Source organism: Bradyrhizobium arachidis, assembly GCF_015291705.1.
Taxonomy (GTDB): Bacteria; Pseudomonadota; Alphaproteobacteria; order Rhizobiales; family Xanthobacteraceae; genus Bradyrhizobium; species Bradyrhizobium arachidis.
Window position 1 is genome coordinate 2003280 of sequence record NZ_CP030050.1, and the last position, 14530, is coordinate 2017809.

The following is a 14530-nucleotide window of genomic DNA, read 5'->3' on the forward strand; positions in this document are numbered from 1 at the left end:
CACTGCCCACCAGCTCAGGCTTAGTCTCAATCAACCACTGCCGCGGGCTGGTTTGTGCACCTGATCGGCCTAGCGGCGTCTTTCTCGGCGGGAGTGCCCACAAAGTGCACGGCATCGCCTTGAGGGGGAATCATACGCGAGCAGAATGCGGTGCCCTGGTGTCGGCGGTTACCGCCAGATTGTCGATGGCGATGCCAGCAACGAGGAGCGCTTCGAAGAGAGAAAGTCCGGTGCGTCGATTGGCTCGGTCGGGCAGATGGCGATGTGACCGCGAACGAGGCAGGCGATCTTAAGCCGTTTGATATGAAGATCTTTGTGGGACAGTTCATCTGTTCCCGACGACAGGCCACGCCAACCCAGCGCACAAGACGAAAGCGCTGGCGAACGGACGCCAAGTTTCGCGCAATAACTTTTGAATACGAAACGGAGTAAACAAATGTCTCTCACCAATGGGCCGCAGGCATTCCCAAGATCAGAGTACCTGCGAAGAGTTGCTGCGGTAAAATCAGAAATGGCTCGTCTAAACGTCGAGGCGCTTTTTGTGAACAACCCGGGCAATCTTACTTATCTCACAGGTTTCTTGGGCCGGTCGTCCGCGCCGCAATGCCTTGTAGTTTCAATGCAAAAAGAGGAACCGACATTCATCGTGCGTCCCATGGATGCGGCTGCAGCCATTTATCAGAGCTTCTTGGATCGGGATAGCATAGTGATCTATCCGGAAAACCTTGTGGGCAACCCGGATACGGATGTCTACGACGCGGTGATCGATTTCCTCCACGATGCCGGTCTAGCAAAAAGCGGCGTGGGACTCGAAGGGTATCAGCTGTCTGCGCGAGCAGCAGAGAAGTTCATGAGACGGTTGCCGCAAGCAAGAATAGTCGACGTGAATAGGACGGTGACGTGGGTTCGGACCGTCAAGTCCAATCTCGAGATTGCTGTCATGAAGGAAGTTGCCGCTATTTCCGATGCGGCGATTATGCGTGCGGAAGAAGTGATACGGCCTGGTGTACGCGAACCTGATGTGGTCGCCGAGCTCCTGACGACGCTGACACGTGGTTTCAACGGCAAGGCCGGCACCAGCCTTCCCCACGTTTTTCTAAACGCGGGCCCACGTTCGGCTACATCTCACATTTGTTGGACCGAAGAAACCATTGAGCATGGTACTCACGTCAATCTTGAACTTTCCGGCTTCCGCTATGCTTACGCGGCACCGCTCTCGCGCACTTTCTCGATTGGCGTACCCTCCGATCATCTGCGTCGCGCACATGAGGCACAGCTTGCAGGTCTAGAGGCCGCGCTAAATGCAGTGCGGCCTGGCGCGACCTGCAGCGACGTCGCTGGAGCGGCCTACCGGGCGATTGAGAAGCGAGGATTCAACAAAGTCTCCCGATGTGGCTATGCCGTAGGCATTGATTGGGTAGAACAGACCGCGAGCCTCAACGAGCTAGACAAGACAGAGCTAAAGCCGAATATGACATTCCATCTCGTCCTGAGTAACTGGATGATGAGGGAAGGGGACTTCGGATATGTGCTTAGCGAAACTATTCGTGTCACCGAGTCTGGCGTTGAAACACTAAGCGCTGTACCACCGAAGCTTTTCGAAATTTAACGCGTATGAAGTTCCCACTTCAAAAACAGAAATAGATCTGACTCGCAAAAAGCGGGATAAACTGCGTCGCCGAATTCTCTAAGGTCCGCCGCTGTCGCCGCTCCTGTACTGGTGAGAGCTCAGTCAAAGGTTGATGGTGTGGTGCCGACTGTAGACGGATTACCCGATTGGATGACCATCGTCATCACGATTATCAATAGAACAATCGCAGGAGAAGCGCTGATAAAGTTCCGTGCTACGTGTGGACAAAGTAAGGCAATTTGTTTCGCTCAAAGTTCGCGTTCGTAGCGATGTATGCGGCCCGAGTAGCGTGCTTGGACGAATGCCAACCTCGAAGGACTATGGAGGCCCGGAAACGCAAACGTGCTTTGAAAGGGTTTGGACCAGCGGGCTCACACTGCATTCTCAACGCTGCAATGCGCAAGTGTCATCTTCACCGTAAAATAGATTCTATGAGGATCTGACTTGAATCCAGATCCTCGATACGTCAGCCAATTTGGAATTATGTCGGGGGAATTTGGACCATGAAGGTACTCTGTTTATGGTACGCCACAGAAGACGAGGTCAATTATATCAGGGGCGCGATGCCGCCTTCCGCAGAGGTGATAGCACCAAAGGGGGATTATCTTTCTCGTTTCGATTGCGCCTACTCAGACGCAAAGGACCTCGCCGCAGACGCCGATGCGATGATCGGCTTCAGCGTCCCAGAGGGTCTGTTGGAGATTGCAGAAAAGCTCAAGGTGTTTTCGTGGCTACATTCGGGCGTTGATGATCTCCGCCAGATGGGGGCGCTTTCTCTGTTTAAACAGCGCGGCGTTAAACTTGCGAATGTTCGCGGTGCCAATGCGGTTGCCGTCGCGGAACAAGCGATGATGTTCGTACTGGCCCTCGCCAAGAGAGCATTGCTTAAGCATCAATTGCTGCAAGACCGCAATAAACCTTTTCCTCTGTATGCCAACGAGTCTCGATCGGCGATGTTACACGGTCGTACAATCGGAATAATCGGGGTTGGAAACATCGGCGCCCGCATTGCAAAGCATGCTAAGGGTTTCGATATGCATGTTCTCGGAGTCCGCCGCAACAAAGAGAAGCTGGTGGACTACGTGGACTCGATGCACGGAATGGACGAACTGCATGTCGTGCTTGCGAAAAGCGATTATGTCGTTCTAGCAATGCCGGCAACACCTGAAACCAATCAGTTTTTTGGCAAGGTCGAGATACAAGCTATGAAATCATCTGCTTTTCTGGTCAATGTTTCGCGCGGAAACTTGACTCAAGAGAAGCCGCTCTATGAAGCACTTACGTCCGGAGGTTTACGCGGATACGCAGCAGACGTCTGGTGGAGCTATGGGTTTGGGCGGGCGTTTCCGGCCGGATCGGGTTCGCGCCTGAGGATTCACGAGCTCCCGAATGTGATCGGCTCTGACGGACAGGCCGCAAACGCCGATGACGTTCTTCAACGAAATATTCAGTGGGGGACGTACAGCCTAATGGAGTTTACGACGGGTAAGCCGCTCACTCGGGAGGTTAGCCTGGACTTGGGCTACTAGCTGACATCTCGACCTTGATCGATGTTGAATCGATGATGTACCGCTGGCCCGAAACCTTGGCGCGGCGAGTTTTTCAGGGGAAGAGGAGAGCGGTCCGAGATGCGCTTCAAAAGGAAAAGGGGGAGATGGGCGGAAGAGTGAGCACTGCGTTGAGCGCGAACGCTGCCACGGCTCCCGCCGCCGCAACGACAATGCCTCCAATCGCGGGGACAACGTTTCGCGCAAAGAGGCTTGAGCCCGTCTGAGTCGGCTCCTGGATCGGGGTGTCACGGCAGCGGACTCTACCAGCGAGCGCTAGACACTCAAATGCGCGTTGTCGCCCCGATCGAGCGCGAGGTTGGGGCCCTATCATCCGTGTCATCTGGAGGGCGCGGAAGGCGTACGGCTTCAGCGTCCCGCCGCCCCGGCCCGGGAACGCGATGAGCTGGTGGTTGCGATCTGGCCCAAGGGCGAGTGGGTGGCTTTGAAGGCATAGCGGGACCATCGGGCGCCCGCGGCCAGAAGCGAGCGCGATCTCGACGATCGTGGCCGTTAGCCGTCCATCTATACCATCGACCGTCTACATTCGCCTCGTAGGTGTACGAATAGACCGCGTCGATCTCGCCCGCAGGGCCGTCGAGTATCCGTCGACGGAGACCTCGGCAACAACGGACCGCGAGATATTCCCACTCCACAGTTCAACGTGACGCTAGCGACAAAGCCAATCTCTTTGAGCCGAAGCCTGCAACCGTCTACGCGTGGGAGCGCGCCTGATGTCAACTTTTGATCTCGCTGAGGCGCCGCTGCGCGAACTCAACGCGGCCCTTCATTCGCTGTCGCCTTCCACCAACGAAACCCATTGGGTCGTGACGAATCCAGGCGGCAAGCATGCGATAGCCTGCGGCGTCGATGCTCCGGTCACAATCGATATTGAGGGGCACGTTGGTTACTACTGCGGCGGCATGAATAAGGAGGCGACCATCGTCGTCTCGGGCAATGCCGGTGTTGGTGTGGCCAAGAACATGATGTCCGGCGAGGTTCGCGTCAAGGGAGGCGCCAGCCAGGCCGCCGGAGCAACGGGCCGCGGCGGTCTCCTTGTGATCGACGGCAACGCGGCGGCTCGCTGTGGAATCTCCATGAAGGGCATCGACATCGTCGAAGGCTCGATCGGGCCGATGAGTGCCTTCATGGCGCAGGCCGGCAATCTCGTCGGGCTCGGAGACGCCGGCGATGCGCTCGGCGATTCCATCTGTGAGGCTCGGCTGTTCGTGCGCGGCAGCGTAGCCAGCCTCGGCGCCGACTGCATCGACAAAGCGATGTCGGCGGGGGATAAGTCTATCCTCAAGTCGCTGTTGAATCGCGCGGATCTGAGCGACTCGCTGAGCACCGATGAAATCAAGCTGTTCGGCTCCGCGCGCCGCCTCTACTACTTCCACGTCGACAACGTCGACGCCTATTGAGCAGGAATTCTGATGACCGTTCTGCCGCCCCACCGCACACCGCCTCGCTTTTCCGCCACCTTCAGCCCGCAGTCGATCGCTGAAATTCAGCGCGCCGCTGCGACCGGAATCTATGACATCCGCGGAGGCGGCGCAAAACGCGCGCGGCCGCATTTCGACGATCTCCTGTTTCTGGGCGCTTCGGTTTCGCGATACCCGCTCGAGGGATACCGTGAAAGATGCGGAACCGAGGTTACGCTGGGCACGCGCTTTGCCAAGAAGCCATCAAGCTCAAAATACCTGTCACCATCGGGGGAATGAGCTTTGGCGCCTTGTCGGCGCCGGCCAAGGAAGCGTTGGGGCGCGGGGCCTCCTCGGTCGGTGGGCTAAAGCCTCGAAAGCTTGCAAATCCATTTTGAAGATTTCCTCGAATCGGCAGTCGTGATGCCTTGGTCGCAGCGGAGGGGAACGATGCGACCCAAGAAGCCGGAGACGACGGAAGGCGATCTGTTTCGCGCCAGGCTCGATCAGATCATCAATCTGAAGCACGAGCTGGTGCAGCTCGGTACCAGGATCGACTGGGACTGGATCGATCGCGAGATCGCACCACTCTACAGCGAGAAGGGCCGACCGGGGATCGAGAGCCGTTTCGTCGGTGGGCTGCTGTTGCTGAAACACATCTACGGCTTATCCGACGAGGGCGTCTGCCATCGCTGGGTCTACGACCCGTATTTCCAGCACTTCACCGGGTTTGAGTTTTTCCAGCACGCGTTTCCGCACGAACGAAGCGACCTCAGTCATTGGCGCAAGCGGCTCGGCAGCGAGCTTGAGCTCTTGCTGGCCGAGAGTCTCAGGGTGGCGCACCAAACCGGCGCGTTGCGGACGCGCGATCTCAACCGGGTGACGGTGGACACTACCGTGCAGCCCAAGGCCATCACCTTCCCGATCGATGCCAAGCTGGTCCATGCGGCGATCAGGGGGCTCAACTGGCTGGGCCGTGCGCATGGCCTTGGGCTGCGGCATCCTATCGGCGCATCGCCAAGCAGGCGGCGATGATGGCGGGTCGTTATGCCCATGCCAAACAGTTCAAGCGCCATCGTCGGCAATTGCGCCTGCTGCGGTCGCGGCTCGGCCGCCTGATCCGAGACATCCGCCGCAAGATCGCCGGCCAGCCAGAACTCGAATCTGCGTTCGAGCAACCGCTTTCGCGCGCAGGCCAGATCCGCTCCCAGGAGCAGCGGCAGCGCGGATACAAGCTTTACTCCTTCCACGCCCCGAGGTCGAATGCATCGGTAAGGGCAAGGCCTCAGCGCCTTATGAGTTCGGCGTCAAGGCTTCGATCGTCACCACCAATGCCCGCGCGCCGGGCGGCCAGTTCGTGCTGCACGCCAAGGCGCTGCCGGGTAACCCCATGACGGCCACACGCTCGGCGAGGTCATCAACAGCACCGAGAGCTCACTGGCTGCGGAATCGAGCGCGCCTAATATCGCGGTCACGAAACGGAAAACCCGCGCCGCGTCTTCATCTCGGGCCAGAAGCGTGGCGTCTTCGGGGGGATCAAACGCGAACTCAGACGCCGCTGCGCCATCGAGCCCGTGATCGGTCATATGAAACCCGACGGACACCTCGGCCGCTGCCATCTCAAGGGCCGCGACGGCGATGCGGCCAATGTCGTCCTGACCGCCGTCGGCCACAATCTTCGCCTCGTCGTCGCCTGGCTGAAGCTTCTGCTGCACCTAATCCTGAACGCTTTGATGCAGCTGCTCCCTCTCACACCCGCGCTCAAACCAGCTTCTTAACGGACGACCGGTTATTACGGGCGCCATTGAACCAGGCAAGTTTGACCGCAGAAATCCTGCAGAATTCGCGCAAGATGGTCAGGTTTTTGCTTCTAAAGGCCGAGAATTGCGGAGAGTCTGAAGAGAACCTGCAATAAGATTGTCGCAGGTGCCAAATGAGAGCAATTCGAAGCTCGCGGACCAGGATCAAAGCTGCAGCATCGATATCATGAGACTGCAGAAACGGATCCAGCAGTGTTCTAGCGACACTCAACGCCGCAGAGTCTATTGGTCTTCATCCGGAAAATAGACGTGGGTCTTCCGCGGACTGGCTCAGAAAGGAACTAGACGTGATAATCTCGCGACGCGGCCTCCTGAAGACGGGCTTGGCCGCCGGGGCCGCTTTATGGATTCCTTCGATCCTGCGGACACAGGCAGCCTCAACCACCGCGCGCACGGTTCGCATGGTGAAGGCCGGGGACCTCCGCGTCTTTGATCCCATCACTACTACGGCTACTATCACTCAAGACCATGGCCTTGCAGTTTACGACACGCTGTTTGCGCTCGACTCAAAGTTCATGTCGCAGCCGCAAATGGTGGGGAAGTGGGGCGTTTCCGACCACAAAAAGACTTACACGTTCGAGCTTCGGGATGGTCTAGGATGGCACGATGGCACCCCTGTCACGGCCTCCGACTGTGTCGCCTCGATCCGTCGCTGGGCTCAGGTTAATACTGGCGGACAGCTGCTTCTGTCCCGGGTGAGGGACATTTCTAAGAGGGATGATAAAACCTTTACAATCGCGCTCAACGAGCCGCTGGGGGCTCTGATAGAGATCCTCGGGAGATATTCGTCACCGAATCCATACATCATGCGCGAGAAGGATGCGGAACGGCCGGCAACCGAGCAGGTGACCGCAAATATCGGATCAGGGCCGTTCAAGTTCAATCATGCTCTTGCCAGGCCGGGGGCGAGCTTCACGTATGACCGTAACGAGCATTATGTGCCGCGCAGTGAACCGGCTGACGGGTTCGCCGGCGGTAAGATCGTCAAGGTCGACCGCGTCATCTGGGACAATATCGCCGATGAGCAGACTGCTCTGGCGGCCTTGCAGGCCGGCGAGATCGATTGCAGCGAACTCGCCTCCACCGATTTGTTTTCAGTGATTGATGGCGATCCCAGTCTTGCGCTTCAGGTTCTGAACAAAACAGGTTCGATGCTGCACCTGCGGATGAACTGTCTGCAGAAGCCGTTCGACAATGTGAAGGCGCGCCAAGCCATGCTTCACCTTGTCGATCAGGAGGCTGCCTTGCACGCGGCGATTGGAGATCCAAAATACTTCCAAACCGTCACATCGATATTCGGAAATGGAACGCCCTATTCCAATGACGAAAATACCGGGTGGTACAAGAAGGGTGGCGATCCGGAAAAGGCCACGCAGCTTTTCAAGGACGCTGGATATGCCGGCGAGAAAATAGTCATTCTACAACCTACGAATATTGCGTTCATAAGCAACGCCTCACAGCTTCTGGCGACCGCCCTGCGCAAGATTGGCATCAATGCCGAACTTGCGCCAAGTGACTGGGGCGGGGTCACCACGCGTCGTAGTAACAAAGGCCCCGTCGAAAAGGGCGGCTGGAACATCTTTATTACATCTGAATCCGCCTTCTCCCGCACCGATCCGCTGAGCAGTCCTGCCATGACCGCAAATGGCGACAGGGGCTGGTACGGCTGGCCGAGTAGCGAAGAGTATGAGGCTCTTCGAGCCAAATGGGCCGATGTCGAAACGCTCGACGAGCGCAAAGTGCTGGCCCGCCAGATGCAGCGAGTATGGTGGGAATTCGCCGGCGATATTCTGCTGGGTCAGTATGTTTCGCCAATCGCGCGGCGCAAGACGCTCGCCGGCATGATCGAGATGCCGGGGAATACCGCTATGTGGAGCATGTACAAGATCTGACGGCACAACGGCCATTTACCTCACTTGCAGAATTTACGAGCGGTGTCCAGGAGCCGCGCTCGCGAGCTGTTGTTGCATCTTCTAAAGACTGGAATCTGGAGCAAGCTTATGACAGACGTTGAACTAGGTGTGCCTCTCCGCGACGTGGAGGAGAGCATGCTCGAGTTCGAGGGCAAGCGCTACCTCGACGGCCGGGCGTCCGATCCGCGCGAACTCGGCTGGATGCGTGGCGCGCCGCCGCCCAAGGATAGGCGCATCACGTTCGAGAGCGACAGTTATTTCGATTTCCCGCAAAACCGTTGGTCGCTGTCGCACATGCGCGAGCTCGTAGCGACGGTAAACGTGTGGCGTGGGCAGGGGGCGCCCTCGCAGTTCGAACGCAGCGACAAAACCGCCGACATTGACGCGCTCACGTTTGCAGATAAGGATGGCCGCATTCGCCGCTTCGACGAGGCGCTGTTCGACACCTACGCCGATGGCATTGTGGTGCTGCATCGCGGGCGCATCGTGTACGAGCGCTACTTCGGCGCGCTCGAGCCGCACCTGCCGCATGCGTGCTACTCGGTAACGAAGTCGTATGCGGGCGCGCTGACCGCGGCGTTCGTACACGAAGGCGTGCTCGACGACTCGAAGATGATCCCGCACTACCTGCCGGAGTTGCGGGGCACGGCGTGGCAGGATGCTACGCTGCGTCAGGTGATGGACATGCAGACCGGTTTGGCGCACACGGAGGAGTACGCTCCCGGCGATCGCTCCAGCGACGCTTGGACGTATAGGATCGCCAGCGGCCGGCGGCCGCGACCGGACAGCTACGGCGGGCCGCGGACCGCTTGCGATTACCTGCGGACCGTACGCAAGCAAGGTACTCACGGCGAAGCCTTCGCCTACAAAAGCATCAACACCGACGTGATGGCCTGGGTCATGGCGCGTGTGACCGGCCGCTCATTTGCACAACTGCTGCACGAGCGCCTGTGGTCGCCGCTTGGCTGCGAGGAAGACGGCTATGTCATCGTCGACCCGATCGGCTTGCCATTGGCCGGCGGCGGCTTGAATGCGACCCTGCGCGACCTTGCGCGCTTTGGCGAGTTGATCCGGCGCGAAGGCGAGTGGAACGGCAAGCAGCTGATTCCCGCATCTGTCGTGCACGACATTCAAGAAGGCGACCATCCGGCTAAGCTTCCGGCCATTGGCTACTCGTATCGTAGCCAATGGTGGGTTCCCCATAACGAATTGGGCGCGATCGAAGCACGTGGCCTATATGGTCAGCGTATTTATGTCGCACCGAAGGCCGAGATGGTAATCGCGCGCTTCGCGTCACACCCTCTGGCGCCGGCCCGTTACAACGACGTGATTAGCGTGCCCCAGATGCTGGCACTGGGGCGAATGCTGCGCGAATAACTGGCAGAACGAACAGTTGTCGCCTCGCCGTTGCGGCTTCTTCGCGGGCCGCGTATTCCCGTCAGGGATGCAACCGAAGGATCGCTGAAGTGGGACAAAACGAAGATACAGAATATAGCGCGGTTGCCGCCGCGCAATTCGGAGACTGAAGATGAAACAGCCGCTAATCGCCGTCTCGACAGACGTCCGGGAATTGTACAACTATCTCTGGCACGCGGCGCCACAACAATACCTCGAGGCGGCGATCGCCACGGCCAACGTATTTCCTCTGCTTGTCCCTTCCTTTGGGGGCCGGCTTGATCTCGACCAACTCCTCAACGTTGTCGACGGGGTGATGATCACGGGCTCTGGGTCAGGTGTCCACCCCTCGCTCTACGCCGGTGATGCGACTGAAGCGAACGGCCCCTATGACCCTGCGCGCGATGCAACTACGTTGCCCCTAATCGAAAAAGCGATTCTCCATGGGGTTCCATTGCTTGCCATCTGCCGCGGCATTCAAGAACTGAACGTCGTCCTCGGCGGTACACTGGCGACCGAGATCCAAGATCGCCCAGGCTCGGTTGACCATCTGGGACCACAGACCGAGAGCCGAGACGAGCGATTTGCCATCCGCCAGACGGTGACGATCACGTCCGGTAGCTGCCTCGCGGGCATAGTTGGTGCTGGTGAAATGAAGGTGAACTCTCTTCATCGCCAGGCAGTCGACCGACTAGGCTCGGGCCTTCAGGTAGAGGCGGTTGCCGAAGACGGGACCGTCGAAGCAGTCTCGGTGCGCAATGCCCGGGCCTTCGCCGTCGGCGTCCAGTGGCATCCCGAATATTGGGTGAAGTCGGACGAAGCGTCCGCGCGAATTTTCCGCGCGTTCGGAGACGCGATCCGGGCCCACGCGGCAGCGAGGGCCGCTAGCTAAGTAACTAGCGGCAGATCATTTGCCAGTCGCATTGCATCCCCTGAATTGCTTCCGCTCGGGCGAGCGGCCAGGGACGATGATAAGTGACCTAACTTGGAAACTGGACGAGCCAAAGTGGGAATATTCCCTTACTTTCTCCTGGCCGGAAGAAGGAAATGGGCCATGAGGGTTTCCACCATTCGGAGAAGCAAATTGCCGTCTCTCAAAAATCTCAACGGCCGCTGCCATCTCAAGCGCCGCGAAGGGAATGCATCATCCTGGTTGCGGTGAGCGATAATTTCCGGCTCGTCCTCGCTGGGCGGGCTCGCGTTAACGCCTACTCCTGATCGGTTTGTTGGGGCTATTTGCCGCGACGCACGCGATCAAATCGACTTTTTAACGGACGACTAACAAACGTGAGCGGCTGGACATTCGTATTGGTTGGAGCATTCCGCGCTATTTTAACTGATCTTCCGACGGCGCCTCAATTGGTACGGCGAAGCCAGCCTTTACGCGATCCATGATCACCATTGTCTTGACTCCCTTGATATCGGGATTCTCATAGAAAAATCGTCGCGTGAATTGCTCATAATCTTCCATGGTACGCGCTGTGATGTAGAGAACGAAGTCGGCGTCGCCGGTGACGTAAAATCCATTAACGACTTCGGCCGACGATTTGATTGCCTTTTTAAACCTGTCGATTATGTCTGAACGTTCCCGCTCCAGGCTCACTAGCACAAGCATTTGAATTGGGTTTCCTACCGCCTTCGGCGATACAATCGAGACATCCGATTCTATGATGCCTTCAGAACGAAGCCTCTTCAGGCGTCGTTGGCAGGCCGTAGCAGAAAGCCCTGCCAGCTCGCCAATAACATCGGAAGTTAGACGATTGTTCTTCTGGACGATCTCAAGGATCCGAGCATCTATTCGATCGTACTGCATAGTCGGCTCCAGCGTAGGTCTCGCCGTAACAGCGTCAGTGGTAAAGGAAATCATCCTAATGATAGCAGGATCTGGGGCAAGCATGCCTACTATCCTGAAGACACTCGCAATTTTCAATGGAGTTGGATTGGATATGTCTGGAAAAAATGGCTTTCCGGCTTTTTGAGCCCAGTGCCCAACAGAGAGGCCATGCCGAGCATGTTGGCACAACGATGCCCGCAGTGTTCGGCCGTCATGAGGTTGTCTCCTGATACCAGCACCGCTTCGCCTTTGCCGGGTCTGTCCTGGTTCGGATAGCCCGGAACGGAAGTGATGGCGGATCATGCCCGTATCGGTAAACGCAAGCAGAGTTGCTTGGCTGACCAGATTAGCCGCGCGTGCGGCGAAATCCTCCTCGGCCATGCGCAGGCAGTCAGTAGCAAATGACAACTCTGAACGCATGTCGATCTTCTCAGATACGGGCCTGCCCGCCAGCAGGTTTGTTCAGTTCCTTGGTAGTGCAAGTGTGCGGAAGAGCTGCTCAGACCTCCCCGATCGCTATGATTCGGTCCGGGTTGACGTTTCGGATGTAATATCATCCTTTTGTTCCTTAAGCGCAAAGGCTCGGTAATGCACATGGAAGTGTTGCCCGTCAGCCTATCTGCGCAGGATTTCGGCTAGAAATGGCCGAATATCACGCAAATTCGGCTCAGGGCTCAGTAAGCTCAGTGAATGATGATGCTTTCCAGTCGATATAGCATCGATATCAGGCGTGGCATGGGCAGGCTCAGAGTGTCAATTCAAGGTTGTGATCAGTTCGGCGGCCCGCGCCCTCTCTGGAAGCACAGGAAGTCAGCAGGCGGGTGGGAGAAGCAGAATGGCCGATTTGAAAAACGCCCCACGGTACACAGTGGGGTCGGGATGGAATGCGCTACTGCCGCGGCGAGTCCCGAACGAACAGCTCCCAAAAGAGAGGAGGTATCATGCGATCGTTGTCGGGGGCGGGTACACGGGGCTAGCCGCGGCCCGTCGTTTGGCGGAATTGATGCCGGAAAAGGATATTATTGTCATCGAGGCGTCGGAGATCGGGGAAGGTTCATCGGCGCGAAATTCGGGTTTCTTGTCGCCGTCGGCAATCGAGCCGCGTCCAAATGCGTACGGCTCGGCGGAGGATGATGCCAATCGAAAAACGCGCATCGTGCTCGCCGGGCTCGATTGGCTACGGGCTGTCGTTGAGGAGCATAAGATTAATTGCGATTGGGATGAGACGGCCCCACGCATAGTTGCGGCTGCCACTCGCCAAGGAGAGCGCTGGCTCTTGAGCTCACGACAAGCTCTGGAAAGGAGAAATCTAAGATACTTGGAGCATGATGCTCAGGGGCTTAGAGCTCTTCTCGGCACCGACTACTACCAATACGGCTACGAAACGCTAACGCGCGCTTTTGTACAACCGGCGGCGCTTATCCGAGGTCTCGCTGACACGCTCTCTTCCAATGTCACTGTGCTTGAACATAGGGCGGTCGAGGCCGTGGAGGGATCGGGACCGTTCAAAGTACGGACGCCTCGGGCAGAGTTTGTAGCCGACAAAGTATTCATCGCGAACAATGCGCATGCGAGGGCTTTGGGTCTCCTGGCTGACCGAATGATCGTCGTTTACACCTACGCGGGGCTAACTCCCGAGCTGGAGGATGATGAACTTGGCCGTATGGGCTCCTTGCCGGCCTGGGGAGTGCTTCCGCCTACCCGAATGGGCACCACCATGAGGAAGGTCGGGCGGCGTTTCCTCATACGCAGCAGCTGGTCATACGAGAAGGAGGTAAACCCACAGAAGGTACGCTCGACGCTGACTCGATTGTTTCGGCGACGATTTCCACAAATGCGCTCTTATCACCTGGAGCACGTCTGGGGCGGCATGACGGCGATCACGGTCAACGGCGGAATGTACTTCGGGGAGCTGAGGCCAGGACTTTATGCCTCAGTTGGGTGTCAAGGGGCGGGGGTTTTGAGAGGTAATATTCACGGGAAGCTCCTGGCGGAGATGGCCTGTGGCTCCCAATCCCCTCTGTTAACAGATCGTTTAATGCTGACCGGCCCCGACTGGATCCCGCCGGAGCCGTTTCGTGGAATTGGCGCCATAGCGCGAATGACCTGGGAGCACTGGCGAGCCGGACGCGAATACTAGACCGGCAGAATAGACGTTCATTCAGGAGCGTGCTGTTTTTAACGAATGAGTGCTCGGGTGATCATGAGGTCTAAGGCTCGAGGAGCCTTCAAGTTGAACTGGCCCAGCACAGCCCGGCCGACAAATAAAGATCCCAGGATCAGTGGCGAAATTTCGGCTGCACGAGCAACTAAATTCGATGAATTCGGCGTCAAACGCCGGCTACTTTATTCTACCGAGCGCGCTGAACCTCGGTCCAACTTGCTACGTCGCGGGACGTCCTTCGCCGCAGCAGATTCGCTCGAAGTTTCTCGATGGATAGTACGTATACCGATCTTACTGGCGCCTCTTGCTCAGTTTGCCTCGACTCTTGACTTAGCCGACGTGCCAACTGAGGTCAAAACTGATGGTCGCCGTCTTCTGCTCGATTCGATCGGTTGCACATTGGCAGCCGCGCACACGGATGACTCCGATCGTTCACGGACTGGCTGAATTTTTGGGAGATGGCAATGTGGCATCCACCGCAGGCCGCAAGCAACGCGCTAGTCTTGCGGGGGGGCCGTATATGCCAACGGCCGTCTCGCAAACTGCATGGACCTAGACGAGACGTTCCCAGTAAGGCATCACTTCGGCGCAGGCGCGGTCGTCGCGGCGCTGGCGCTAGCGGCGGTGCGCAAAGCAACCGGTTCGCAGTTCCTGCAGGGCTTGATCGCGGGATATGAACTGGGGGGCGCGTCGCAAGTGCGTGCGGGGTGCGCATTTTCGGCAAGCCTGGTTCTGCTTCCATTTCTCCGTATCGACTGTCATCGCGGCTGCGGGCGTGGCGTTTCAACTGGAAGCTCAGGATGAAG

Annotated in this window: 9 protein-coding genes and 2 pseudogenes; 10 read left to right on the forward strand and 1 reads right to left on the reverse strand. The window is 57.8% G+C overall.

Annotated features, from left to right (window positions below):
* The first annotated feature begins 436 nt into the window (after positions 1-436).
* From WN72_RS09470 to WN72_RS09505, 8 genes and pseudogenes are all read left to right on the forward strand, one after another.
* On the forward strand, positions 437-1609 hold the full coding sequence (locus WN72_RS09470; RefSeq protein WP_092218232.1) for a M24 family metallopeptidase: 1173 nt from the start codon (positions 437-439) through the stop codon (positions 1607-1609).
* 524 nt (positions 1610-2133) lie between these two features.
* Positions 2134-3159, forward strand: coding sequence for an NAD(P)-dependent oxidoreductase (locus tag WN72_RS09475; protein WP_092218233.1), 1026 nt, complete (start codon positions 2134-2136; stop codon positions 3157-3159).
* A gap of 752 nt (positions 3160-3911) precedes the next feature.
* Positions 3912-4598, forward strand: a complete 687-nt coding sequence (locus tag WN72_RS09480) for a protein glxC (RefSeq protein WP_092218250.1) — start codon at positions 3912-3914, stop codon at positions 4596-4598.
* 12 nt (positions 4599-4610) lie between these two features.
* A pseudogene (locus WN72_RS09485) lies at positions 4611-4960 on the forward strand (glutamate synthase-related protein); the annotation flags it as partial.
* Positions 4961-5048: 88 nt separating this feature from the next.
* Positions 5049-6376: pseudogene (locus WN72_RS09490) on the forward strand (IS5 family transposase).
* Positions 6377-6705: 329 nt separating this feature from the next.
* Positions 6706-8310: an ABC transporter substrate-binding protein gene (locus WN72_RS09495; protein ID WP_092218235.1), complete on the forward strand. Its 1605-nt coding sequence runs from the start codon at positions 6706-6708 to the stop codon at positions 8308-8310.
* Between the two features lie 156 nt (positions 8311-8466).
* Positions 8467-9708: a serine hydrolase domain-containing protein gene (locus tag WN72_RS09500; protein WP_092218251.1), complete on the forward strand. Its 1242-nt coding sequence runs from the start codon at positions 8467-8469 to the stop codon at positions 9706-9708.
* Positions 9709-9859: 151 nt separating this feature from the next.
* The gene (locus tag WN72_RS09505) at positions 9860-10618 is read left to right on the forward strand and encodes a gamma-glutamyl-gamma-aminobutyrate hydrolase family protein (RefSeq protein WP_092218236.1); all 759 of its coding nucleotides are present in this window, start codon (positions 9860-9862) and stop codon (positions 10616-10618) included.
* A gap of 435 nt (positions 10619-11053) precedes the next feature.
* Here the strand turns inward: WN72_RS09505 and WN72_RS09510 are convergent, their stop codons facing one another.
* Positions 11054-11539, reverse strand: a complete 486-nt coding sequence (locus tag WN72_RS09510; RefSeq protein ID WP_092218252.1) for an Lrp/AsnC family transcriptional regulator — start codon at positions 11537-11539, stop codon at positions 11054-11056.
* An 856-nt stretch (positions 11540-12395) separates the two neighbouring features.
* On the opposite strand from WN72_RS09510, the gene WN72_RS09515 reads away from it, so the two are divergent.
* Both WN72_RS09515 and WN72_RS47760 read left to right on the forward strand, forming a co-directional pair.
* Positions 12396-13700, forward strand: coding sequence for an NAD(P)/FAD-dependent oxidoreductase (locus WN72_RS09515; RefSeq protein ID WP_194483004.1), 1305 nt, complete (start codon positions 12396-12398; stop codon positions 13698-13700).
* Between the two features lie 570 nt (positions 13701-14270).
* Positions 14271-14528 carry a hypothetical protein gene (locus tag WN72_RS47760; RefSeq protein WP_194483005.1) on the forward strand — a complete coding sequence of 86 codons (258 nt, stop codon included), beginning with the start codon at positions 14271-14273 and terminating at the stop codon, positions 14526-14528.
* The last annotated feature ends 2 nt before the right edge of the window (positions 14529-14530 follow it).